The sequence below is a fragment of the Herbaspirillum sp. Sphag64 genome (genome assembly GCF_014192645.1).
In the GTDB taxonomy this organism is placed as follows: domain Bacteria; phylum Pseudomonadota; class Gammaproteobacteria; order Burkholderiales; family Burkholderiaceae_D; genus Herbaspirillum.
Genome location: NZ_JACHYE010000012.1, coordinates 42,467 through 63,423 on the forward strand (window position 1 = coordinate 42,467; position 20,957 = coordinate 63,423).

The window sequence follows — 20,957 nt, forward strand, 5'->3', positions numbered from 1 at the left end:
AGTGAGTCTGCAATGACATCCTCGACAACCCAGAAGCTTTCCCTTGCGGCCCTTACCTCACTGGTCGTCGGCTCCATGGTGGGAGCTGGCATCTTTTCTCTGCCGGCCACATTTGGCCGGGCAACCGGTGTCCTTGGTGCCTTGATTGCCTGGCTGATCGCGGGCACCGGCATGCTCATGCTGGCATTCGTGTTTCAGAGTCTGGCACAACGCAAACCAGATCTGGACACAGGTATCTATGCCTATGCCAAAGCGGGCTTTGGCAACTATCTGGGTTTCGCGTCTGCGTTTGGATTCTGGATCGGCAGTTGCCTGGGTAACGTCTCCTACTGGGTGTTAATCAAATCGACGCTGGGCGCTTTCTTCCCGGTATTTGGCGATGGCAACACCATCCCTGCCGTGCTGCTTTCCTCGCTTTGCATCTGGGGCTTCCATACGCTGATCTTGCGCGGCGTCAAAGAAGCGGCCACCTTGAATACGATTGCCACCGTCGCCAAGATTCTGCCCATTGGACTGTTTCTGATCGTCGTCATCTGCGGCTTCAAGGCCGATGTGTTCAGCTACAACCTATGGGGTGGTGTGACACCCTCCGTAGGCGGTCTGTTCGGGCAGGTACGTAATACCATGCTGATCACGGTATTTGTGTTCATCGGTATCGAAGGTGCCAGTGTCTATTCGCGCTACGCGCAAAAGCGCTCACACGTCGGACTAGCTACGGTGCTGGGTTTTGTCGGCGTGCTATGCCTGTTGATGATGGTGACCATGCTGTCCTACGGGGTGATGCTGCGGCCTGAACTGGCAGTACAGCGCAACCCTTCCATGGCAGGGGTACTGGCTTCAATTGTGGGTCCATGGGGTGCCAAATTTATCAGTGCAGGATTGATCGTTTCGGTACTGGGAGCCTACCTCTCCTGGTCGCTGCTGTGCGCTGAAGTGCTGTGGGCATCAGCCCATACCCATACGATGCCAAAGATTTTCTCTACCGAAAATCAAAACAAGGCACCATCAGCGGCCATCTGGCTCACCACCGTCACGATTCAGGTATTCCTGATCTTGACGCTCTTTTCGCAGGACGCCTTTACCATCGCACTCGAGCTGACCAGCTCCCTGACGCTGATCCCGTATTTTTTGGTTGCTGGCTACGCTGTCAAACTGGCATGGACCAGGGAGGGCTATGAGGCCGATGTGCATAACCGCAACCGCGACCTTCTCATTGCCAGCGTCGGCACCCTGTATGCGCTTGGCATGATGGCCGCCGGTGGTGCCAAGCATATGCTCCTGTCGGCGCTGATTTATGTCCCGGGCTCCATCCTCTATTACCTCGCACGTCGCGAACAGCAAGCCCAGATCTTTACCTTGCCGGAACGGGCTTTATTCAGCGTGATCGTGCTCGCTGCGCTAGGCGCAGTGTATGCCCTGCTATCAGGAAAGATGACGATTTAAGGTTGACCACGTCTGCTTCTATCGTGCCCAATTAACGCAGCTTACTACCCCGCCCATCCCATTCTTTGAAATTGAAGGAGCTGTCATGTCTGATTCTACTTCTGCCCCTGCTTCCCAAACTGCTGTGCGCTATGGCGTGCATTCGGAAGTCGGCACCCTGCGCAAGGTCATGGTTTGCGCGCCTGGCAGAGCACATAGCCGACTCACACCAACCAATTGCGACGACCTGCTGTTTGACGACGTGATGTGGGTAGAAAATGCCAAGCGCGATCATTTTGATTTTGTGAACAAGATGCGCGAACGCGGTGTTGAAGTGGTGGAAATGCACGATCTGCTCACGGAGACGCTTGCCAATCCGGCAGCGCGCAGCTGGATACTCGACCACCAGATTATCCCAAATGAAATTGGCCTCGGACTGGTCGACGAAATCCGCGCATTTCTGGACAGCCTGGATGCCCGCGAGCTCGCAGAAACACTCATCGGCGGCCTATCCACGCTGGAAGTCCCTGAGTCATATGGAGGGGAAGCCTTGAAGCTGGTCAAGGAAGCCGCCGGGATCACTGAATATCTCTTGCCACCATTACCGAACACGCTCTACACAAGAGACACAACGTGCTGGATTTACGGTGGCGTCACCCTGAATCCGCTGTATTGGCCCGCACGTCACGAAGAAACCCTGCTGACCACTGCGATCTATCGATTTCACCCCAGCTTCGGTCCGGAGCGAGTCAACGTCTGGTGGGGCGACCCGACCAACCATTATGGCTCCGCGACTCTGGAGGGGGGTGATGTGATGCCGATTGGCAACGGCGTAGTCTTGATCGGCATGAGTGAGCGAACCTCGCGTCAAGCCATCAGTCAGGTTGCCGCTTCGCTGTTTGCAGCCGGCGCCGCAAGTCGGGTGATTGTGTGCGCAATGCCAAAATTACGTGCCGCCATGCATCTTGATACCGTCTTCACCTTCGCCGACCGCGATGTCTGTCTGCTGTATCCCGACATCATGGATCACGTCGGCACGTTCTCATACTGGCCCAGTGACAAAGCGCCCGGTATCGAACTGAGGAAGGAGACCAAGCCATTTGTCGAGGTCGTCGCCGCTGCACTCGGTCTGAAAAAATTGCGGGTAGTTGAAACCGGTGGCAACGCCTATCACCGCGAACGTACGCAATGGGATAGCGGTGCCAATCTGGTTGCATTGTCGCCCGGGGTGGTCGTGGCCTATGACCGTAATACGCTGACCAATACCTTGCTGCGCAAGGAGGGCATCGAAGTTATCACGATTGTCGGCAGTGAACTCGGACGCGGTCGCGGCGGTGGCCATTGCATGACCTGCCCACTGATTCGTGATGCGGTCGATTTCTAGCCTGCTGCAGGCGAGAAATGCGAGGTCAGCCTCGGGCCTTGATCACCTGAGGATCAATCTGCACCATATCTTCGTTGCTACCCAGCCAGATCTGACCGTCCTGAATTGTGCATTGCAGTTGCATCGAACGCTGTGCCAGACGCGCTAGTGCCGCACTGGTATCGGCATCAATATTGATGACAGTCAGATTTTTGGCGCGCTCCACGCGGCTACCCGTCTGACTCCACCAGATATGACTGACACTGCTGTAGCTGTAGACGATGACATGCGCGGCACGACCGCAGGCCTTGAGAATACGCTTGTCGTCGGGCTGACCGACTTCGATCCACAGATCGATGGCACCAGTGAGATCTTTTTGCCATATGTCAGGCTCATCAACATCGGACAACCCTTTACCAAAGCTGAGCGCATCGCTAGCGTTCAGTGCAAAAGCCAGTACACGCATCATCATGCGCTCGTCGGTTTCCGATGGATGGCGCGCAATAGTGAGTCCGTGATTCTGGTAATAATGGCGATCCATATCCGAAATCTGTAGATCAGCCTTGAAGATTGTTGCTTTGAGAGCCATGAGAATGTTCTTGTGCCTTCTTCGAATCAAAGAAGCGCTTGCATGCGAAGGAGCTGAAGGATAGCCGATTTTTGCCGAATTTATGTACAAAACTACGCACATACGAAGCAGGCTTGCCCGTCTTGCTTAACAAATTCAAGACAATACCTATGAGACAATATTGCCATGGACTCTATTTTCCTCCCTTCTGACGACGACATCATTGCGCTCACCCGTGCCTGGGTGGATGAAGCCGTGATTGGACTGAACCTATGCCCATTCGCCAAGGCTGTTCAGGTCAAGCAGCAAATACGCTATGTCATCAGCCATGCCGATCAGGAAACTGATCTGCAGCAAGATCTGACCAATGAACTGCTCCATCTGCACGACAGTGATCCCGAGATACTCGACACCACCTTGCTGATCCTGCCGCGGATACTGCAGGATTTTTTGGATTACAACAATTTCCTGGATAGTGCTGACGCAACACTCGTCGAGCACAAACTCGAAGGTGAAATTCAGATCGCGAGTTTCCATCCTGACTATCAGTTTGCAGGTACCGCAGTCACCGATATCGACAATTACACGAACCGTTCTCCGTTTCCAATATTGCATCTGTTGCGTGAAAGCAGCATCGATCGCGCGGTCGAATCTTTCCCTGACGCAAGTGCCATTTTTGACCGAAACGTCGCAACCATGCGCCGTTTGGGGCTGGAGGGCTGGAATCAGCTCGGCTTTGTCGTATCAAAGAAACAACACCAGCTCTCTAAAAAATCCTGTTAATATCTGTTACAAATTCGAGGTGATTTTTCGCAACTATTTTGTAATAGACTTTTCTACAACGACGTACCTATCGTCGATATATTTGTTTTAGGCAAAAAAAATTCTGGTAGAGAAGCGGTCGACAACGATTAGTAGGGGCCGACAACAGTCTGTATGACTCATCCTGTGGCCTTGGTTCGCGTTGTGTAAGTTGCAGTGGGAGAAAGCGTCACTTCAAATGGAAATCTCTTAATTACGTTTTGCAGTTTTACCAAGAACTAATGCACTTGCTAAAACAAGGCCTTCATAAACATCTGCATAATGGAACGTCCGATCATGACTACACCTAATGGCATCAACGACACCACCTCGATTCAAGATCAAATCAACTACGATCCGAATCATTTGCTGGATGCACTGATTGAGAAGCTGCATCTGAAAAACGACGCTGCATTGTCGCGTGCGCTGGAAGTGGCGCCACCGGTGATCAGCAAGATCCGTCACCGCCGTCTGCCGGTTGGCGCATCGCTGCTCATTCGTATGCACGAAGTCAGCGAATTGTCGATCCGTGAGCTGCGTGAACTGATGGGTGACCGTCGCGAGAAGTTCCGCATCAGCGATAAGCAGTTCAAACCAAAGCCAGGCGCACCGGTTGCAATTGCAGCAGAGTAAAGAAAAACGGAGCCTTGGCTCCGTTTTTTTGTGCTCAACTTTGAGTCAACATGCTGCGCTCAGGCGGGAAATACGCCCGTGGACAGGTAACGATCTCCACGGTCGCAGACGATAAAGACGATCGTAGCGTTTTCGACTTGCTGCGATACGCGCAATGCAACTTCACATGCGCCTGCAGCGGAGATGCCACAAAACAGTCCTTCCACCGTGGCCAACTTGCGCGCCATGTTTTCGGCCGCTGCCTGACTGACATATTCGAGCTGATCGACACGTGGCTTTTCGTAAATTTTTGGCAGATAGGCTTCCGGCCATTTACGAATACCAGGAATCGAAGATCCCTCTTCCGGCTGGGCACCAATGATCTGAATCTCCGGATTTTGCTCTTTCAGATAGCGCGACACGCCCATGATGGTGCCGGTCGTTCCCATGGCACTGACAAAATGAGTCAGGCGCCCCGCCGTATCGCGCCACAATTCAGGCCCTGTCGTTTCGTAATGCGCCAGTGGATTATCAGAATTGGCAAACTGGTCAAGAATCAGACCTTGCCCCTCCTTTTGCATCTGCTCCGCCAGATCGCGGGCATATTCCATGCCGCCGCTCTTGGGCGTCAGCACAATTTTGGCACCGTAGGCTGCCATGCTCTGACGCCGTTCCTCACTGAGGTTCTCGGGCATAAGCAATACCATCTTATAGCCACGCATGGCAGCGACCATGGCCAGCGCAATGCCGGTATTGCCGCTGGTTGCCTCAATCAACGTATCGCCAGGCTTGATCTGGCCGCGCTCTTCAGCACGTCGAATCATCGACAATGCCGCACGATCCTTGACCGAGCCAGCAGGATTGTTCCCTTCCATTTTCCCGAGGATGATGTTGTTGCGGCGCGCGGCTTCTTCGCCACCAATGCGATGCAACTGAATCAAGGGCGTATTGCCGATGGTGTCTTCAATGGTCGGATAAGGCATGGTCTAGGATAAGTACGTTCAGGATCCTCATTTTAATATGACTCAATAGCATGTGCTGTGCATCGTTACCGACAAGATATTCATATAGTTATAGCGAATCCACCTAAACCAACCGAATGAACGTGGAGCTTCAATGAAAACGCATGAAGTCACCAATCAGGTCCCGCCACTTAACGACATCAACCTCTTTACCACTGATCATGTCTTGCGCGCAGGTATCGCGCGCGAGCATGCCGGCTGGCATGCTGCCTCATTGAGCTGCTATGGTGCGGAATTAGGCAGCAGCGAAGTCATGCATCTGGCCGAGCTGGCTAATCGCCATGGTCCTGAGCTACAAACCCATGACCGTTTTGGACACCGGATCGATCAGGTCGATTTTCATCCAGCCTGGCATGCATTACTGGCCATGCTGCGACGCGAAGGACTGCATGCGATGCCCTGGTTACCAGCATTGCAAGAGACCAATGGTTGTCATGTGGCACGTGCTGCGGCTTATTTCATGCATGCCCAGGTGGAAGCCGGGTCACTTTGCCCGACGACCATGACCTTCGCAGCGATCTCGGTATTGCGCCAGGAAGAAGCCTTGTTTGCGTTATTACGGGACAAACTGTTCTCCCGCGAGCATGATCCCCGCGATGTGCCACTGGAACAAAAGCGCTCCCTGCTGATTGGGATGGGCATGACCGAGAAACAGGGTGGCTCGGATGTGCGCAGCAACACCACCCGGGCGCGTTCGCTCGATGGCAGTGGGCGCGGTGCCGCCTACACGCTGTCGGGTCATAAATGGTTCTTCTCGGCCCCCATGAGCGATGCACATCTGGTGCTGGCACACACGGATGATGGACTATCCTGCTTCTTCGTGCCGCGCTGGCGGCCAGATGGCGAAAAGAACGGGGTACTGATCCAGCGCCTCAAAGACAAGCTCGGCAATCGTTCCAATGCCAGCAGCGAAGTCGAATTTGATGATGCCTACGGTGTCATGGTCGGCGCGCAAGGCCGTGGTGTAGCGACCATCATCGAGATGGTCAACCATACCCGGCTTGACTGCATCATCGGCAGCAACGGTCTGATGCGCCAGGCGCTGGTGCAGGCGATTCATCATGCACGTCATCGCAGCGCATTTGGTCGGCTGCTGGCAGACCAACCGCTCATGCGCAGTGTATTGGCTGACCTGGCGCTGGAAAGTGAGGCGGCGACCTTGTTGATGCTGCGCCTGGCCAGCGCCTTCGATGCCTCGGCACATGCCCCGACCGATCCCTTGCAACGGGCTTGGCGGCGCATTGTGACTCCCGCCGCAAAATTCTGGATTTGCAAACGCGCCCTCGAATTCAGCGGCGAATGCATGGAAGTCTGGGGCGGCAACGGCTATGTCGAAAATGGTCCCATGGCACGTCTGTACCGCGAAGCCCCAGTCAACTCGATTTGGGAAGGCTCCGGTAACGTCATGTGTCTCGACGTACTCCGTGCCATGGAACGTGAACCGCAAGCCTGCGTCGTATTATTGGATGAATTGCAACAAATTGCCGATACACACACAGCGTTACAACCGACGTTGCAGGCACTGAAGCAACTCCTGACGGAACCACCAGAGCAACGAGAAATGCTGGCTCGGCGTCTGGTCCAGCAACTGATGCTGACCGTACAAACCGCGCTCATGCTGCAACATGCTCCCACAGCTATCGGCGAAGCATTTGCGTTGAGCCGCCAGGATCCGGGTCATGGCCGTGTCTACGGCACCATGCCGCTGGCAGACGCCGCGCTGCAGCAAACGATTTTGCAACGTGCGTGGCCAGTCGATTAAGCACACTCGACCAATATCAACATACTCCGTCGATTGAAACTGACAGAAATGTCATATTACCGTCAGTGCCTAGTCGAGTGATGTCATATACAGTATCACTGTGAAAAGATGCCAACATTCCGGTTCTTGTGGCGTTGGCATTTCCTATTGACCATCAGTTCACTACGTGTTGTTCAACTATGTCCGCCATTCCAACTGCGACCATGGCGTCGCCTCCCCCTTTGTCTCTTCGCAAGCGGCACTTGCTGCCCTGCACCATCGCTTTTGCTGTTGCCCTTCTGATCAGTGGCTGTGCGGTGGGTCCTGATTATGTGGTTCCCAAGATGGATCTGCCCGCTACTTACAAGGAGCAAGGCCCCTGGAAAGTTGCTGAGCCAGGCCAGATTGATAGTAATCATCGCTGGTGGGAGGCTTACCATGACAGCGTACTCAATGATCTGATTGAGCAAGCCGGCAAGGCGAACCAGAACCTGCGTCTGGCGGAAGCGCAATATCGGCAATCCCAGGCCGCTGCATCACTGGCACGCGCCAGTTTATGGCCCACAGCAGGGGTATCGACAGGCTTTAGCCGTGCGCAAACCGATAGCTATGGTTCTTTACATCTGGTCAATAACCCGACCATCGGCCTGAGCGCGTCGTGGGAACCTGATATCTGGGGTGCAGTGCGCCGCTCGGTTGAATCGGGTGATGCCTCGGCACAGGCGGGCGCAGCGACGCTGGCAGCGGCGCGCTTGAGTATTCAGGCCACGCTGGCACAGGATTACCTGCAACTGCGAGTAACTGATCTGCAAAAAGATTTGTACGTACGGACGGTAGCAGCCTACCAACGTTCACTGGCTCTGACGCAGCATCAATATGCTGCTGGGGTCGCCTTGCGCTCGGATGTGGCGCAGGCGGAAACGCAGTTGCTGACCGCACAGGCGCAATTGATTGATCTTGATGCCACCCGTAATCAGCTGGAACACGCTATTGCAATTCTGGTAGGCAAAGCACCGGCTTCGTTTACGCTGGAACCAGTTAAACCGGATGCGGCAGCACTGCAAGCCAGCATGCCCGTCATACCAACAGGCTTGCCATCGGATCTGCTGGAGCGGCGTCCGGACATTGCCAATGCAGAACGACTGGCTGCAGCCGCCAATGCCAATATTGGTGTAGCGCGCTCGGCGTATTTCCCGGCGCTGACGTTAGGTGCGACTGGCGGCTATAGCAGCTTTGCCTACGGCCAGTTGTTTGACGTGCCAAGCCGTGTCTGGTCGCTCGGTGCATCGTTGGCAGCAACACTGTTCGATGGCGGTGCCCGCAGCGCCCGTACGGATCAGGCCAATGCGACCTTTGATGGCGCCGTGGCAACCTACAAGCAAACCGTACTGGGTGGACTGCAGGAAGTGGAAGACAATCTGTCGACCTTGCGGGTGCTGGATCAAGAGAGTCAGACCCAGGAACGTGCCGTACAGGCGGCCCGTCTGGCTGAGCGGCTGGCACTGAGCCAGTATGCGGCAGGTACCGTCACCTTTGTGACGGTCGCCACCGCCCAGGCAACGGCCTTGACCAATGAGCGCACCGCAGCCCAATTACTGGGCCGTCAGCTGGTTGCCAGCGTCGCCTTGATCAAGGCCACCGGTGGCGGCTGGCATGCCAGTGAGATGAGCAATACGGCCGCAGCAACAGCTGCGCAACCTGCCGCCTCGACCAATTGAGTCGCTACATACGCCGCTAAAAATAATTTCGTGAGTACACAATGACTACTTCTTTTGTTCAAAAACGCTCTGCCCTGATGATTGCTGCCGCCATTGCCGTTCTGGCAGGCGCAGGCTGGACCATGTCCCACCATGCCGCGATGGCCGCCCCTTCGCCCCAGGCTGCGCAGGGCGCACCGATTGCCGTGACCACCACCACGGTCCAGCAACGTGACGTTCCTTTATACCTGACCGGCGTCGGTACGGTGACAGCCAATGCCAGCGTGACTGTGAAGGTACGCGTCGACGGCCAGCTCGACAAGATCGCCTTCACCGAGGGCCAGGACGTCAAGAAAGGCCAGTTGCTGGCCCAGATTGATCCACGTGCACTACAAGCACAACTGGAACAGGTGCAGGCACAAAAGGCCAAGGATCAGGCACAACTGCTCAACGCCAAGCTCGACCTGCAACGTTACACCACGCTGCGTACACAAGACGCCGCTACGCAGCAACAACTCGATACCCAGAAGGCACTGGTAGCGCAACTGGAAGCGACGGTCAAAACCGATCAGGCCCAGGTTGATTACGCTACCGTCCAGCTCAGCTACACCACCATCAAAGCGCCCATTAGCGGGCGTACCGGTGCGCGTCTGGTGGACGCGGGCAACATCGTGCATGCTGCCGATGCAACAGGTCTGGTGGTCATCAATCAGATCGATCCGATCACAGTATTGTTCACATTGCCTGAAGATGCCGTCCACACCATCAACAAGGTGCTGCTGGATCGCCACAAGCCACTGAAAGTGATCGCCTACAAGCGTGACACCAACGAAGCATTGGCCACCGGCGATCTGATTCTGGTCAACAATCAGATCGACACGACCACCGGCAGCGTACAGCTCAAGGGACGATTTACCAACGAGAAGCACAAGCTGTGGCCCGGCCAGTATGTGAATGTCAATTTACAGATGGACGAGCATGCATTGGCGCTAACGGTACCGTCGGCGGCTATTCAGCGTGGCCCGGATGGCACCTATGTCTACATTGTCAATGCCGACACCAGCGTCGCCATTACACCAGTCAAGGTAACCCGTATTCAAGATGGCATCGCCATCATCAGCGATGGCGTGCAAGATGGCCAACGCGTGGTTCTGGATGGTCAGTACAAGCTCAAGCCAGGCAGCCATGTGGTTGAAAACAAAGCCGCTGCTGCGAAAGGATCTGCCAAGTGAGTATTTCCGCCACCTTCATCAAGCGCCCTATCGGCACGACGCTGCTGGCGCTGGCAATCATGTTGATCGGCATTGCTGCCTGGCCTTTGCTGCCGGTTGCGCCGCTGCCACAAGTCGACTTCCCAACCATTCAGGTCTCGGCCAACCTCCCGGGCGGCAGTCCTGAAACCATGGCATCAAACGTCGCCCAACCGCTGGAGCGACAATTTTCTCTGATTGCAGGTTTGTCGCAAATGACTTCGCAAAGTGCGCTGGGCAGTACCCAGATCACGTTGCAGTTCGATCTGAGTCGCAATATTGACGCGGCTGCGCTGGACGTTCAGGCAGCCATTGACGCATCTACTGGTCAATTGCCAGCCAATTTGCCGAACCCGCCAACGTTTCGCAAGATCAATCCAGCAGATTCGCCGATTCTGATTCTGTCGGTGCAATCGAAGGCACTGCCTTTGACGCAGGTTAGCGATTATTCGGACAATATTCTGGCACAACAGATTTCCCAGATTTCCGGCGTTGGTCTGGTCAGTGTCAATGGTGCGCAAAAGCCGGCGGTCCGTATTCAGGTAGATCCTGCCAAACTATCCTCCATGGGCATGAGCCTGGAAGATATTCGCGGCGTCATCGCCAGTACTACGGTAAACCAGCCTAAAGGCACCATCAACGGTGCCAGCCAAAGCTTCACTGTCTATACCAACGATCAGTTGCTCAGTGCCGCCCCCTGGAACGACATGGTGCTGGCTTACCGTAACGGCGCGCCGATCCGGGTCCGCGATATCGGTGTCGCAGTCGATGGTCCTGAAAACACTAACATCGCCGCCTGGGCCTATGCCGGTGCCGCCGCACCAGACAGCCCGATCAACAATGGCCGCTCCATCGTTCTGGCCATTACCAAGCAACCTGGTGCCAACGTTATCGATACCGTTGAACGTATCAAGGCAGCCTTGCCACGACTGCGTGCTGCCATCCCTGCCAGCGTCGAAATCAATACCCTGATTGACCGTACCCAGACCATCCGGGCCTCGGTGGAAGACGTTGAATTCACGCTGGCATTGACCATCGCTCTGGTGGTGATGGTGATCTTCGTGTTCCTGCGCAATGTCCCTGCCACGCTGATCCCAAGTGTGACGGTGCCACTGGCCATTCTGGGCACGGCAGCCATGATGTTCCTGATCGGCTACAGCCTGGACAATCTGTCACTGATGGCGTTGACGATTGCGGTCGGCTTCGTGGTCGACGATGCGATTGTGATGCTGGAAAACATCTATCGCTATGTCGAAGAAGGCATGTCACCGCTGGAAGCTGCCTATAAGGGTTCAAAGGAAATCGGCTTTACTATCATCTCGATCTCGGTCTCCCTGGTGGCAGTGTTCATTCCACTGTTGCTGATGACGGGTATCGTTGGCCGTCTGTTCCGCGAATTTGCGGTAACAGTGACACTGACCATTGCCGTGTCGGTAATCATTTCGCTCACGCTGACACCGATGTTGTGTTCACGCTTTCTGAAACATCACAGTGGCGAGCCGCATGGCAAGCTGTTCCAGTTGTTTGAGCGTTTCTTTGATGCCTTGCTCAATGGGTACAAGCGCGGACTGGATGTCGTGATGCGTCACCAGTTCATCACGCTGCTGACCTTCATCGCCACTGTTGGGGTGACGGTAGCACTGTTTATCTTCATCCCCAAAGGCTTTTTCCCGCAGCAAGACAACGGTGTGGTGATCGGTTTTGTGGAAGGTGCACAGGATATTTCGACTGATGCCATGCGCAAGCACCTGCTGGAAGTGGCCGACGTGGTGCGCCGCGATCCGGATGTCATCGGCTTCGGGATGAATACCGGTGCGACCACCTTCAATACCGGCGTGGTCTATATCGCACTCAAGCCAAAGTCTGAAGGTCGCACCCTGGATGCGGGCCAGGTAATTGCGCGCCTGCGACCGCAACTGGCCAAGTTGCAAGGTGTGAATCTGTTCCTGCAGGCCAGTCAGGACATCAACGTCGGCGGTCGTCTGTCGCGTACGCAATATCAGTACACATTGACAGATGGCGACCTGGATGAACTCAACACCTGGGCACCAAAGATACTGGAACGTTTGCGTAGCATGAAGGAACTGACTGACGTTGCCTCTGACCAGCAAAGTAACGCTGCAACGGCCACCATCACGATTGACCGCGCACGGGCATCAAGCTTCGGCATTTCACCGTCGCTTATTGATGCCACTATTTATGATGCGATCGGTCAGCGTCAGGTTGCGCAGTACTACACCCAGCTCAACAGCTACCACGTGGTGCTGGAAGTCACACCTGATCTGCAGAAGGATGCGGCCTTGTTCAGCAAACTGTATCTGACCTCTCCGCTGACTGGTCAGCAAGTACCGTTGTCGACGTTCGTCAAGATCGACACCAACAAGACTGCCTACCTGTCCATCAGTCACCAAAGTCAGTTCCCGGCGGTCACTATCTCGTTCAACCTGGCACCAGGTGTTGCGCTCGGCCAAGCGGTCGATGCTATCAACCAGGCACAAGCTGAAATGGGTATCCCCAATAGCCTGATCGGCGCCTTCCAGGGCACGGCGAAGGCCTTCGGTGACTCGCTGTCGTCGCAACCGTACCTGATTGCGGCAGCGCTGATTGCTGTGTACATCGTGCTAGGTCTGCTGTACGAAAGCTATATCCATCCGCTGACGATTCTGTCGACCTTGCCGTCGGCCGGTGTTGGCGCGTTGCTGATCCTGATGATCGGTGGCTACGATTTGAGCGTGATTGCGCTGATCGGCATCATCTTGCTCATTGGTATCGTCAAGAAAAACGGCATCATGATGATCGACTTTGCCCTGACCGCTGAACGTGAACATGGATTGTCGCCGGAAAAGGCGATCTATCAGGCTTGCCTGCTGCGCTTCCGCCCGATCATGATGACTACCATGTGCGCACTGCTAGCTGGTCTTCCGCTGATGCTGGGTCATGGCGCCGGTTCAGAACTGCGCCGTCCGCTGGGTTATGCCATGGTTGGTGGTCTGGTGTTGTCACAGGCATTGACCCTGTTTACAACCCCGGTGATCTACCTCTATCTGGATCGCGCACATTACTGGTACATGCGTCGCAAGGAAGCGCGTGCAGCACGCAAGGCTGCGCGCAAGGGTACCAGCGCACCAGCCGTTGACTCGCATTGAACAGCATGATGGCGACACATAAGTTGATGATACATAACGCCGCAGTAACGGAGTGGGCATGAAGATTCTCATTGTCGAAGACGAGCACAAGATGGCGGAGTATCTCTGCAAGGGATTGACCGAGCAGGGATGCACCGTGGATCTGGCAGCCAACGGCATTGATGGTCAGCATCTGGCGTTCCAGCACGATTACGATGTCATTGTGCTGGACGTAATGCTCCCAGGACTGGATGGATTTTCGCTGTTACGTTCATTGCGCACGATCAAACAGACGCCGGTAATCATGCTGACTGCACGCGACCGGGTTGAAGACCGGATTAAGGGCTTGCAGGATGGCGCAGACGATTACCTGATCAAGCCATTTTCGTTTCTTGAACTGCTTGCCCGCCTGCAGGCGCTGACGCGTCGTGGCCGGACCCAGGAACCGCCGCAGTTGCGCATTGGCGACCTGCAGATTGATTTGTTGAGCCGTAAGGCATATCGTAATAACGTACGTATTGATCTGACGGCCAAGGAATTTTCCCTGTTAGCGGTCATGGCGCGCCGGCAGGGAGAAATCCTTTCCAAAACGGCCATTGCCGAACTGGTCTGGGACATGAACTTTGATAGCAACACCAATGTAGTGGAAGTCGCCATCAAACGTCTGCGTGCCAAGATTGACGCACCATTCGAACAAAAGCTGCTCCATACCATCCGTGGTATGGGCTATGTGCTGGAACCACGCAACATCGACGCTACCGCTGACGAAACCGATCAGGACTAGAAATGAAACACTCCATTGTCACCCGTCTGGTGGTCATGTTTGCCAGCGCGGCACTGGTCGTCTTTTCGCTGATCGGGGTGGTGCTATATTCGGTGGTCAAAAGTGAGCTCATGCGCCATGAGCGCGATGGTCTGGTCACCACCTTCAAGGACATGGAGTACATGCTGGAGCATGCCGGCACCGCCGAGAAGTGGGTCCGTGTGCAAGCCAAACTGGATACGCTTGCCACCACCAATGGCAGGGTCAAATTCTGGATTGACAGTAGTGATCCGCAGTTCCGTTATGGCAAGGATCGCTTGCCGCAGAGCAATCTCGATATTGATCTAGATTCAGTAGGCACGCTGTTCATCGAAGGCAAACGCTTTCCGATCCATACCCTCACCAGGGAATTACCCGCTTATCTTGACCGGCCACCGATTCAACTCACCGTCGGTGTGGATACTGAACCTTATTTCGAAACCTTACGCACGTTCGTCGCCGCAATGACAGGCTTGTCATTAGCAGGAACACTGTTGGTGATCCTTTTTGGCTACTGGATCGCCCGTGCCGGTTTGGAGCCACTGAAGAAGATTTCAGACAAGGCACAAACGCTGAGCCCCAAAAATCTCTCGGAAAGACTCAGCATTTCGGCGTTACCGGACGAACTTTCGGATCTGGCACAAGCGTTCAATGGTGCACTGGAGCGTATGGAAAATGCCTATATTCAACTAGAAGCCTTCAATGCCGACGTCGCCCATGAATTGCGTACGCCACTGGCTAACCTGATCGGCGAAACCCAGGTCGCCTTGTCGCGCGAGCGCAGCGCACCTGAGTTTCAGAACGTGCTGCAATCGAACCTGGAAGAGCTGGACCGCTTACGCTCCATCATCAACGACATGCTTTTCCTGGCCCGCTGCGATCAGGGTGAAGCGGCCACCAGTCTGGTTGATGCAAAAATTGTCGATGAAGTGCAAAAGACCATTGAGTTCTTTGAATTTGTGCTCGATGACATGAATATGAGCGTCAGCGTCAGCGGCGATACCGAGGCCAGCTCACAAATCGAAACCGCGCTGTTCCGCCGAGCACTCACCAATCTGCTCCAGAATGCCATTCAGCACTCCCCGGCCGGGGCCAGGATAGACATCGGCATCAACGCCGGACAACAAGAGGTACAAGTCGCCGTTTCCAATCCTGGAGCGCCAATCGATGCGCTCCATCTGCCACGCCTGTTTGATCGTTTTTATCGGGTCGATACCGCACGCCGTGACGTCAACGGCATTCACGGCCACGGCCTGGGGCTGGCAATCGTCAAGGCAATTGCACTAATGCATGGTGGCACTGCGTTTGCTGCCAGTGACGAAGGGATGACACGGATAGGATTTACGGTACGTGGGCGCGCTGGATAATTGCAAAATTCCTGCAATATCTGCGGAGAAGAAAAGCGATAAGACGAAGAGGCGAGCCTTGTCTGCGGCACTTGCGGGAAATGGATGTGGCTGCTTCGTTCCCGACCTGACCAGGTTGCCCATGCCACAATGCGCAGGGGCCCGCCGGCGCGTATTGTATCGCATCTTGACACACAAGAGTGCACTCTACGGCATCAAATCCATCATTGAAATAAAGGGGTCCTATGCCAAGTCTCGGCACAGGACCGGTTCACTTACCGATAATCCATCTACAGGCCGAGCTCTGGCCAGATCAGGTCGACCCGCTGCTTGACGGCGTCGGTCATGGCAATCGTCGTCCCCCATTCGCGCTGGGTTTCACCCGGCCACTTGTTGGTCGCATCAATGCCCATCTTGCTGCCAAGACCACTGATCGGCGAGGCAAAGTCGAGATAATCGATTGGTGTGTTATCCACCATGACCGTATCGCGCACCGGATCGACCCGCGTCGTGATAGCCCAGATCACTTCCTTCCAGTCACGGATATCAACATCCTCATCCACCACCACAATGAACTTGGTATACATGAACTGCCGCAGGAAGCTCCAGACACCAAACATCACACGCTTGGCATGCCCGGCATAGGCTTTCTTCATCTGCACCACGGCCATGCGATAACTACACCCTTCTGGTGGCAAATAAAAGTCAGTGATTTCCGAAAACTGCTTCTGCAGCAGCGGAATAAAGACTTCATTGAGGGCCACACCGAGAATTGCCGGTTCGTCAGGCGGCTTACCTGTATAGGTCGAGTGATAGATAGGATCGCGGCGCATGGTGATACGATCAATGGTGAATACCGGGAACCAGTCCTGCTCATTGTAGTAACCGGTATGGTCGCCATAAGGCCCCTCCAGCGCATGCTCATAACCTGATGGATGCGATGCATCAGGATAGATATGCCCTTCCAGCACGATCTCGGCCGATGCCGGTACACGCAAGTCGCTGCCAATCGCCTTGATCAGCTCAGTACGACTGCCGCGCAGCAGCCCGGCGAACTGATATTCGGAGAGACTATCAGGCACCGGCGTGACTGCACCTAATATAGTAGCGGGATCGGCACCGAGAGCAACCGCGATCGGATAGGGCTGACCGGGGTTGCGAATACAGTGCTCGCGAAAATCCAGAGCGCCACCACGATGCGCCAGCCAGCGCATGATCACCTTGTTGCGTGCAATGACCTGCTGGCGATAGATACCCAGATTCTGCCGCTTCTTGAAAGGCCCTTTGGTGATCACCAGTCCCCAGGTAATCAAAGGTGCAACGTCACCCGGCCAGCAATGTTGGATCGGCAAGCGATCCAGATCCACTTCATTACCCTCCCAGACAATATCCTGACAGGCTGCCGAACGCAGCTCCTTGGGCGCCATGTCCCAGAGCGATTTGACTAGCGTACCGAGCCCCATCACATCCTTGAAACCCTTCGGTGGTTCAGGTTCTTTGAGCTTGGCCAGCACGTGACCAATACGTCGCAATTCACTGACGTCCTCCGCTCCCATGCCCAACGCCACGCGACGCGGCGTACCAAATAAATTGGCAAGTACAGGCATGTTTTTTCCAGTGACATTCTCGAAAAGAATCGCTGGCCCACCTGCACGCAAGGTGCGATCACAGATTTCTGTCATTTCAAGATGGGACGATACCGGGAAGGAAACACGTTTTAGCTCCCCAATACGTTCCAATTGAGCAATAAAGTCGCGTAAATCAGTGTATTTCATTTTTTTTCGCTGGTTTTCTTTTTACAGCCCTTGGATGAGGTACACCGGGCAAACGGTTGATTCTATTGATTTTTGGCGGGATACCCCTCCAAATATGATACTTAAAAGTTATATAGAATCGTTTTAATAGTATTGACTTGATATAAAGTGGCTTCTACAATTCGCCCACCTTGATTGAAGGAGCCGGGCCAGGAACCCGAGATGCTCACAAGGTTCTCACGGGAGCGGGGTCCCATAGGCATTTTAAGGAGTGTTATCAAAAGGCGTCAGCCTTCTCCCCCGATTCAGGTTGTATTGCACTGCACAGGAGCCAAAGGCCCTGCAGAAACAGCAAACAACAGTTAGCTTGCCGTAACGCTTTGCGATGGCAATGTATTGATTGTAATACGTGTAGTCAGTGATCCGGTTTTTCCACTCTTTGCCGGTTTTGCTCTATATGAGTTGCAACATTCTGGAGGTTCAATGTTAAACCAACCGATAGAGGCGCAGCTACGCTCGTCCTCCAATATGGTTGATCAGTCGGCGACATGGATGAAGTCTGTCCCTAGCCAGATTGGTCGTTTCTTTACTGCAGCGCACTATGCGCTGACTTTGCTTGGTATCGCTGCCTTGTTCGTTCTGGGCCTGATGTTTTTTCACCCGGATTTCGCTGACAAGATCATTGCCCTGTCGCCATTCTCGGATGAACCGACAGAAGAAGCGGAGCTACCAGCACCTTCGCCACTGGCCAATCTGATGCAGATGCCGCTGGCAGCTGCAGCCGTGGGTGCAAGCCCGGCAACCATTGCAAATGTAACAGGTGCTTCTGCCGTTGCCTCTGCGCCGATGACCGAAGAAGAACGCAAGATCCTGGGTACACCACGTCAGCAAAAGCTGGTCACCAACTGGCTTGCCAAACGTTATCGCGTTGCCAATGACGCCACTGACATGCTGGTTTCGGCAGCCTATTTGACTGCACGTGAAATCAAACTTGATCCATTGCTGATTCTGGCGGTGATGGCGATTGAATCGCGCTTCAATCCATTCGCAGAGAGCCCGATGGGCGCGCAAGGATTGATGCAGGTAATGTCGAAGGTACACCACGACAAGTTTCAGGAACTGGGCGGTGTGAAGGCGGCTCTCAATCCGGTGGCCAACATCAAGGTTGGCTCGTTGATTCTGAAAGAATACGTGACCCGCTTCGGTTCGGTTGAAGCTGGCCTGAAGAGCTACGTCGGTGCTGCTGACATGCAAAACGATGGCGGCTATGGCATTAAGGTCCTGTCTGAATACGAAAACCTCAAGGAAGTAGCGACCGGGAAGAATGTCTCTATTTTCACTACGGCGCTGATCAAACCGCGGCCACTGGCACCAGCCACTGCACAGATCAATCAACCGACCAAGCCGAATCCGGTAGCTGATGTTGCTGCGGCAACGAACGCAACTGGTCCTAAGCCATCTGTGACGACTGCCGAGGTCGCTGCGCTGTAAAGCTGCACTTCGCAACCAACACAAAAAAAGGAGCCAACTGGCTCCTTTTTGGCATCATATATCTCTAACAGACACCGACGCCACTCATCGCTGCGCGAGATAGCGCTCGATACGGGCTACCGCTTCTTGTAGATTTTCCATCGAAGTGGCATAGGAAAGGCGGATATAGCGGCGCGCAGTGGAAGGCCCAAAATCCAGACCTGGCACTAGCACAACACCAACCTTGTTGAGCATATCAATCGTCAATTCATCCGCATCGTCACTGATGTCACTACAATCGGCGTACACATAGAAAGCACCATCCGGCACAACCGGAACTTTGAAGCCGAGACGCTGCAACTGCGGCACGATGTAATCACGGCGTCGCTTGAATTCTGCCTTGCGCTGCTCGTAAAGAGCAATCGAATCGGGATGAAAACAGGCTAAGGCAGCGTGCTGTGCAATCGAAGAGGCACAGATCAACAGATTTTGCGCCAGCTTTTCGACCTGCGGCACCAATACTTCTGGCAGCACCAGCCATCCAAGACGCCAGCCTGTCATATTGAAATACTTGGAAAAGCTGTTGATGACTATGAGATCCTCGCCCAATGACAACGCCGAGAATGGCGCACCCTCATAGGACAAGCCCTGATAAATTTCATCAACGATAGTGAAGCCCTGCTTGCTCCGAACAAGTTCCACAATTTTCTGCAATTGTGCTGGCAGAATCGAGGTCCCTGTTGGATTCGAGGGCGAGGCAAGCAACACACCTCGGGTTGCTTCTGACCAATATTGTTCCACCATCTCCGGCGATAACTGGAAGCGATCCTCGGGTCCGCTTTCGATCAGACGCGCACGGCCCTCAAAGGCGGCAACAAAATGCCGATTGCAGGGATATGAGGGGTCTGGCATCAATATTTCTGAACCAGGCTCTACCAGCGCGGCACATGCCAGCAACAGGGCCGCTGAGGCGCCCGCTGTGACCACAATGCGCGATGGGGAGATATTGAGCCCGTATACCCGCTGATAATGCGCTGAAATCGCCCCTCTGAGCTCCGGCAAACCGGTCGCCGAGGTATATTGCATCTTGCCTGCAGACATCGCTTCTGTCGCCGCGGCAACAACCGCCGGCACCGCAGTGAAATCTGGCTCACCAATTCCCATGTGGATGATATGGCGCCCCTGCTGCTCCAGCGCCGCTGCCATCTTCGACAACTCCATGACATGAAATGGAGCAATATTTTGCAAACGTGAGGCAAGTGCATTCAAATGCATCGGAAGGGCCCAGGAAGGATTGAAAGAGGAGTTGAAGAAAATCTAGCGCACCGGGCAACAATCTACACAGGTACGCAAGCAATCAGCACCCCGCACAAGCCAGCAGCTACGTGCCGGACAGCGCAGCCAGTGCGCCAGATGGTGCTCTGCAATTAACGACGTGCGGCGCCTACCTCAGTATCGCGTACTTTGGCAGCAAAGCGGTCTAACACGCCATTGACATACTTGTGGCCGTCGATACCGCCGAACGACTTGGTCAGTTCTACCGCCTCGTTGATCACCACTTTGTAAGGGATTTCAATGTGGTTCTGCAATTCGAAGGCACCGATCAATAATGCAGCGTGCTCCACCGGCGACAGCTCGGTAATCGGGCGATCAATCAATGGTGCCAGGCCGCTGCGCAAATCAGCAGACTGCTTGATAGCCCCGTACAACAGCGCATCAAAATGTTCTGCATCGGCTTTATCGAAACCATGTGCTTCCCGGATATGCGCCTCAATCGCACCGGCATCTTCGTTGTTGAGCAGCCATTGATAAAGGCCCTGCAACGCAAACTCGCGGGCACGGTGGCGCGGAGTACGGTTTTTGCTGGGATTGGCGTGTTGATTTTTATTGGTCATGATCAGTTACAAGATACCGGTTCGGTACAAAATGAAAAGCCGCCTGCACCATCATACCTACCAATGAATCAGACAATCAATGGCAGGAC

The 20,957-nt window shown here is 54.5% G+C and carries 16 protein-coding genes and 1 other RNA gene; 11 read left to right on the forward strand and 6 right to left on the reverse strand.

Going from position 1 to position 20,957, the window contains the following annotated elements; all coding sequences use genetic code 11:
* Positions 1 to 12: 12 nt before the first annotated feature.
* Together FHW66_RS16740 and FHW66_RS16745 are read left to right on the forward strand one after the other, a co-directional pair.
* Complete coding sequence (locus FHW66_RS16740) at positions 13 to 1,443, forward strand: basic amino acid/polyamine antiporter (protein ID WP_183380963.1); 1,431 nt, start codon at positions 13 to 15, stop codon at positions 1,441 to 1,443.
* A 169-nt stretch (positions 1,444 to 1,612) separates the two neighbouring features.
* Entirely contained in the window at positions 1,613 to 2,806 is a 1,194-nt protein-coding gene (locus FHW66_RS16745; RefSeq protein WP_370543497.1) for an arginine deiminase, read from the forward strand.
* 25 nt (positions 2,807 to 2,831) lie between these two features.
* Here FHW66_RS16745 and FHW66_RS16750 read toward each other — a convergent pair whose 3' ends face one another.
* Complete coding sequence (locus FHW66_RS16750; protein ID WP_183380965.1) at positions 2,832 to 3,374, reverse strand: YaeQ family protein; 543 nt, start codon at positions 3,372 to 3,374, stop codon at positions 2,832 to 2,834.
* Between the two features lie 165 nt (positions 3,375 to 3,539).
* Here FHW66_RS16750 and FHW66_RS16755 point away from each other — a divergent pair, with 165 nt between their 5' ends.
* Together FHW66_RS16755 and FHW66_RS16760 are read left to right on the forward strand one after the other, a co-directional pair.
* Positions 3,540 to 4,136 carry a DUF1415 domain-containing protein gene (locus tag FHW66_RS16755; protein WP_183380966.1) on the forward strand — a complete coding sequence of 199 codons (597 nt, stop codon included), beginning with the start codon at positions 3,540 to 3,542 and terminating at the stop codon, positions 4,134 to 4,136.
* 315 nt (positions 4,137 to 4,451) lie between these two features.
* Positions 4,452 to 4,787, forward strand: coding sequence for a hypothetical protein (locus tag FHW66_RS16760; RefSeq protein WP_183380967.1), 336 nt, complete (start codon positions 4,452 to 4,454; stop codon positions 4,785 to 4,787).
* Between the two features lie 59 nt (positions 4,788 to 4,846).
* On the opposite strand, the gene cysM is transcribed toward FHW66_RS16760, so the two are convergent.
* Positions 4,847 to 5,749 (reverse strand): cysteine synthase CysM, encoded by a 903-nt coding sequence (gene cysM / locus FHW66_RS16765; protein ID WP_183380968.1) that lies wholly within the window; start codon positions 5,747 to 5,749, stop codon positions 4,847 to 4,849.
* A 133-nt stretch (positions 5,750 to 5,882) separates the two neighbouring features.
* On the opposite strand from cysM, the gene FHW66_RS16770 reads away from it, so the two are divergent.
* The 6 genes from FHW66_RS16770 (at position 5,883) to FHW66_RS16795 (ending at position 15,770) form a co-directional block, all read left to right on the forward strand.
* Positions 5,883 to 7,550, forward strand: a complete 1,668-nt coding sequence (locus FHW66_RS16770) for an isovaleryl-CoA dehydrogenase (protein WP_183380969.1) — start codon at positions 5,883 to 5,885, stop codon at positions 7,548 to 7,550.
* A gap of 179 nt (positions 7,551 to 7,729) precedes the next feature.
* Entirely contained in the window at positions 7,730 to 9,247 is a 1,518-nt protein-coding gene (locus FHW66_RS16775; RefSeq protein WP_304607818.1) for an efflux transporter outer membrane subunit, read from the forward strand.
* Positions 9,248 to 9,288: 41 nt separating this feature from the next.
* On the forward strand, positions 9,289 to 10,458 hold the full coding sequence (locus FHW66_RS16780; RefSeq protein WP_183380970.1) for an efflux RND transporter periplasmic adaptor subunit: 1,170 nt from the start codon (positions 9,289 to 9,291) through the stop codon (positions 10,456 to 10,458).
* Positions 10,455 to 13,622: an efflux RND transporter permease subunit gene (locus FHW66_RS16785; protein ID WP_183380971.1), complete on the forward strand. Its 3,168-nt coding sequence runs from the start codon at positions 10,455 to 10,457 to the stop codon at positions 13,620 to 13,622. The genes FHW66_RS16780 and FHW66_RS16785 overlap by 4 nt, the downstream gene beginning before the upstream one ends.
* 58 nt (positions 13,623 to 13,680) lie before the next feature.
* Positions 13,681 to 14,385 (forward strand): heavy metal response regulator transcription factor, encoded by a 705-nt coding sequence (locus tag FHW66_RS16790; protein WP_183380972.1) that lies wholly within the window; start codon positions 13,681 to 13,683, stop codon positions 14,383 to 14,385.
* 2 nt (positions 14,386 to 14,387) lie between these two features.
* Positions 14,388 to 15,770, forward strand: coding sequence for a heavy metal sensor histidine kinase (locus FHW66_RS16795; protein WP_183380973.1), 1,383 nt, complete (start codon positions 14,388 to 14,390; stop codon positions 15,768 to 15,770).
* A 47-nt stretch (positions 15,771 to 15,817) separates the two neighbouring features.
* Here the strand turns inward: FHW66_RS16795 and ffs are convergent.
* Both ffs and ubiD read right to left on the reverse strand, forming a co-directional pair.
* An RNA gene (gene ffs, locus FHW66_RS16800) (signal recognition particle sRNA small type) lies at positions 15,818 to 15,916 on the reverse strand.
* A 123-nt stretch (positions 15,917 to 16,039) separates the two neighbouring features.
* The gene (gene ubiD / locus FHW66_RS16805; protein ID WP_183380974.1) at positions 16,040 to 17,524 is read right to left on the reverse strand and encodes a 4-hydroxy-3-polyprenylbenzoate decarboxylase; all 1,485 of its coding nucleotides are present in this window, start codon (positions 17,522 to 17,524) and stop codon (positions 16,040 to 16,042) included.
* A gap of 462 nt (positions 17,525 to 17,986) precedes the next feature.
* Between ubiD and FHW66_RS16810 the strand changes: the two genes are divergently transcribed.
* Positions 17,987 to 18,994 carry a transglycosylase SLT domain-containing protein gene (locus tag FHW66_RS16810; RefSeq protein ID WP_183380975.1) on the forward strand — a complete coding sequence of 336 codons (1,008 nt, stop codon included), beginning with the start codon at positions 17,987 to 17,989 and terminating at the stop codon, positions 18,992 to 18,994.
* A gap of 84 nt (positions 18,995 to 19,078) precedes the next feature.
* On the opposite strand, the gene FHW66_RS16815 is transcribed toward FHW66_RS16810, so the two are convergent.
* On the reverse strand, positions 19,079 to 20,248 hold the full coding sequence (locus tag FHW66_RS16815) for a pyridoxal phosphate-dependent aminotransferase (RefSeq protein ID WP_183380976.1): 1,170 nt from the start codon (positions 20,246 to 20,248) through the stop codon (positions 19,079 to 19,081).
* Positions 20,249 to 20,400: 152 nt separating this feature from the next.
* Positions 20,401 to 20,868, reverse strand: coding sequence for a transcription antitermination factor NusB (gene nusB / locus FHW66_RS16820; protein ID WP_183380977.1), 468 nt, complete (start codon positions 20,866 to 20,868; stop codon positions 20,401 to 20,403).
* Positions 20,869 to 20,957 lie beyond the last annotated feature (89 nt).

Bases quoted from the DNA above. Each gene is read 5' to 3' on its own strand.
- FHW66_RS16740 (WP_183380963.1), top strand. From the start codon at position 13: ATGACATCCTCGACAACCCAGAAGCTTTCCCTTGCGGCCCTTACCTCA.
- FHW66_RS16745 (WP_370543497.1), top strand. From the start codon at position 1,613: ATGGTTTGCGCGCCTGGCAGAGCACATAGCCGACTCACACCAACCAAT.
- FHW66_RS16750 (WP_183380965.1), bottom strand. From the start codon at position 3,374: ATGGCTCTCAAAGCAACAATCTTCAAGGCTGATCTACAGATTTCGGAT.
- FHW66_RS16755 (WP_183380966.1), top strand. From the start codon at position 3,540: ATGGACTCTATTTTCCTCCCTTCTGACGACGACATCATTGCGCTCACC.
- FHW66_RS16760 (WP_183380967.1), top strand. From the start codon at position 4,452: ATGACTACACCTAATGGCATCAACGACACCACCTCGATTCAAGATCAA.
- cysM (WP_183380968.1), bottom strand. From the start codon at position 5,749: ATGCCTTATCCGACCATTGAAGACACCATCGGCAATACGCCCTTGATT.
- FHW66_RS16770 (WP_183380969.1), top strand. From the start codon at position 5,883: ATGAAAACGCATGAAGTCACCAATCAGGTCCCGCCACTTAACGACATC.
- FHW66_RS16775 (WP_304607818.1), top strand. From the start codon at position 7,730: ATGTCCGCCATTCCAACTGCGACCATGGCGTCGCCTCCCCCTTTGTCT.
- FHW66_RS16780 (WP_183380970.1), top strand. From the start codon at position 9,289: ATGACTACTTCTTTTGTTCAAAAACGCTCTGCCCTGATGATTGCTGCC.
- FHW66_RS16790 (WP_183380972.1), top strand. From the start codon at position 13,681: ATGAAGATTCTCATTGTCGAAGACGAGCACAAGATGGCGGAGTATCTC.
- FHW66_RS16795 (WP_183380973.1), top strand. From the start codon at position 14,388: ATGAAACACTCCATTGTCACCCGTCTGGTGGTCATGTTTGCCAGCGCG.
- ubiD (WP_183380974.1), bottom strand. From the start codon at position 17,524: ATGAAATACACTGATTTACGCGACTTTATTGCTCAATTGGAACGTATT.
- FHW66_RS16810 (WP_183380975.1), top strand. From the start codon at position 17,987: ATGTTAAACCAACCGATAGAGGCGCAGCTACGCTCGTCCTCCAATATG.
- FHW66_RS16815 (WP_183380976.1), bottom strand. From the start codon at position 20,248: ATGCATTTGAATGCACTTGCCTCACGTTTGCAAAATATTGCTCCATTT.
- nusB (WP_183380977.1), bottom strand. From the start codon at position 20,868: ATGACCAATAAAAATCAACACGCCAATCCCAGCAAAAACCGTACTCCG.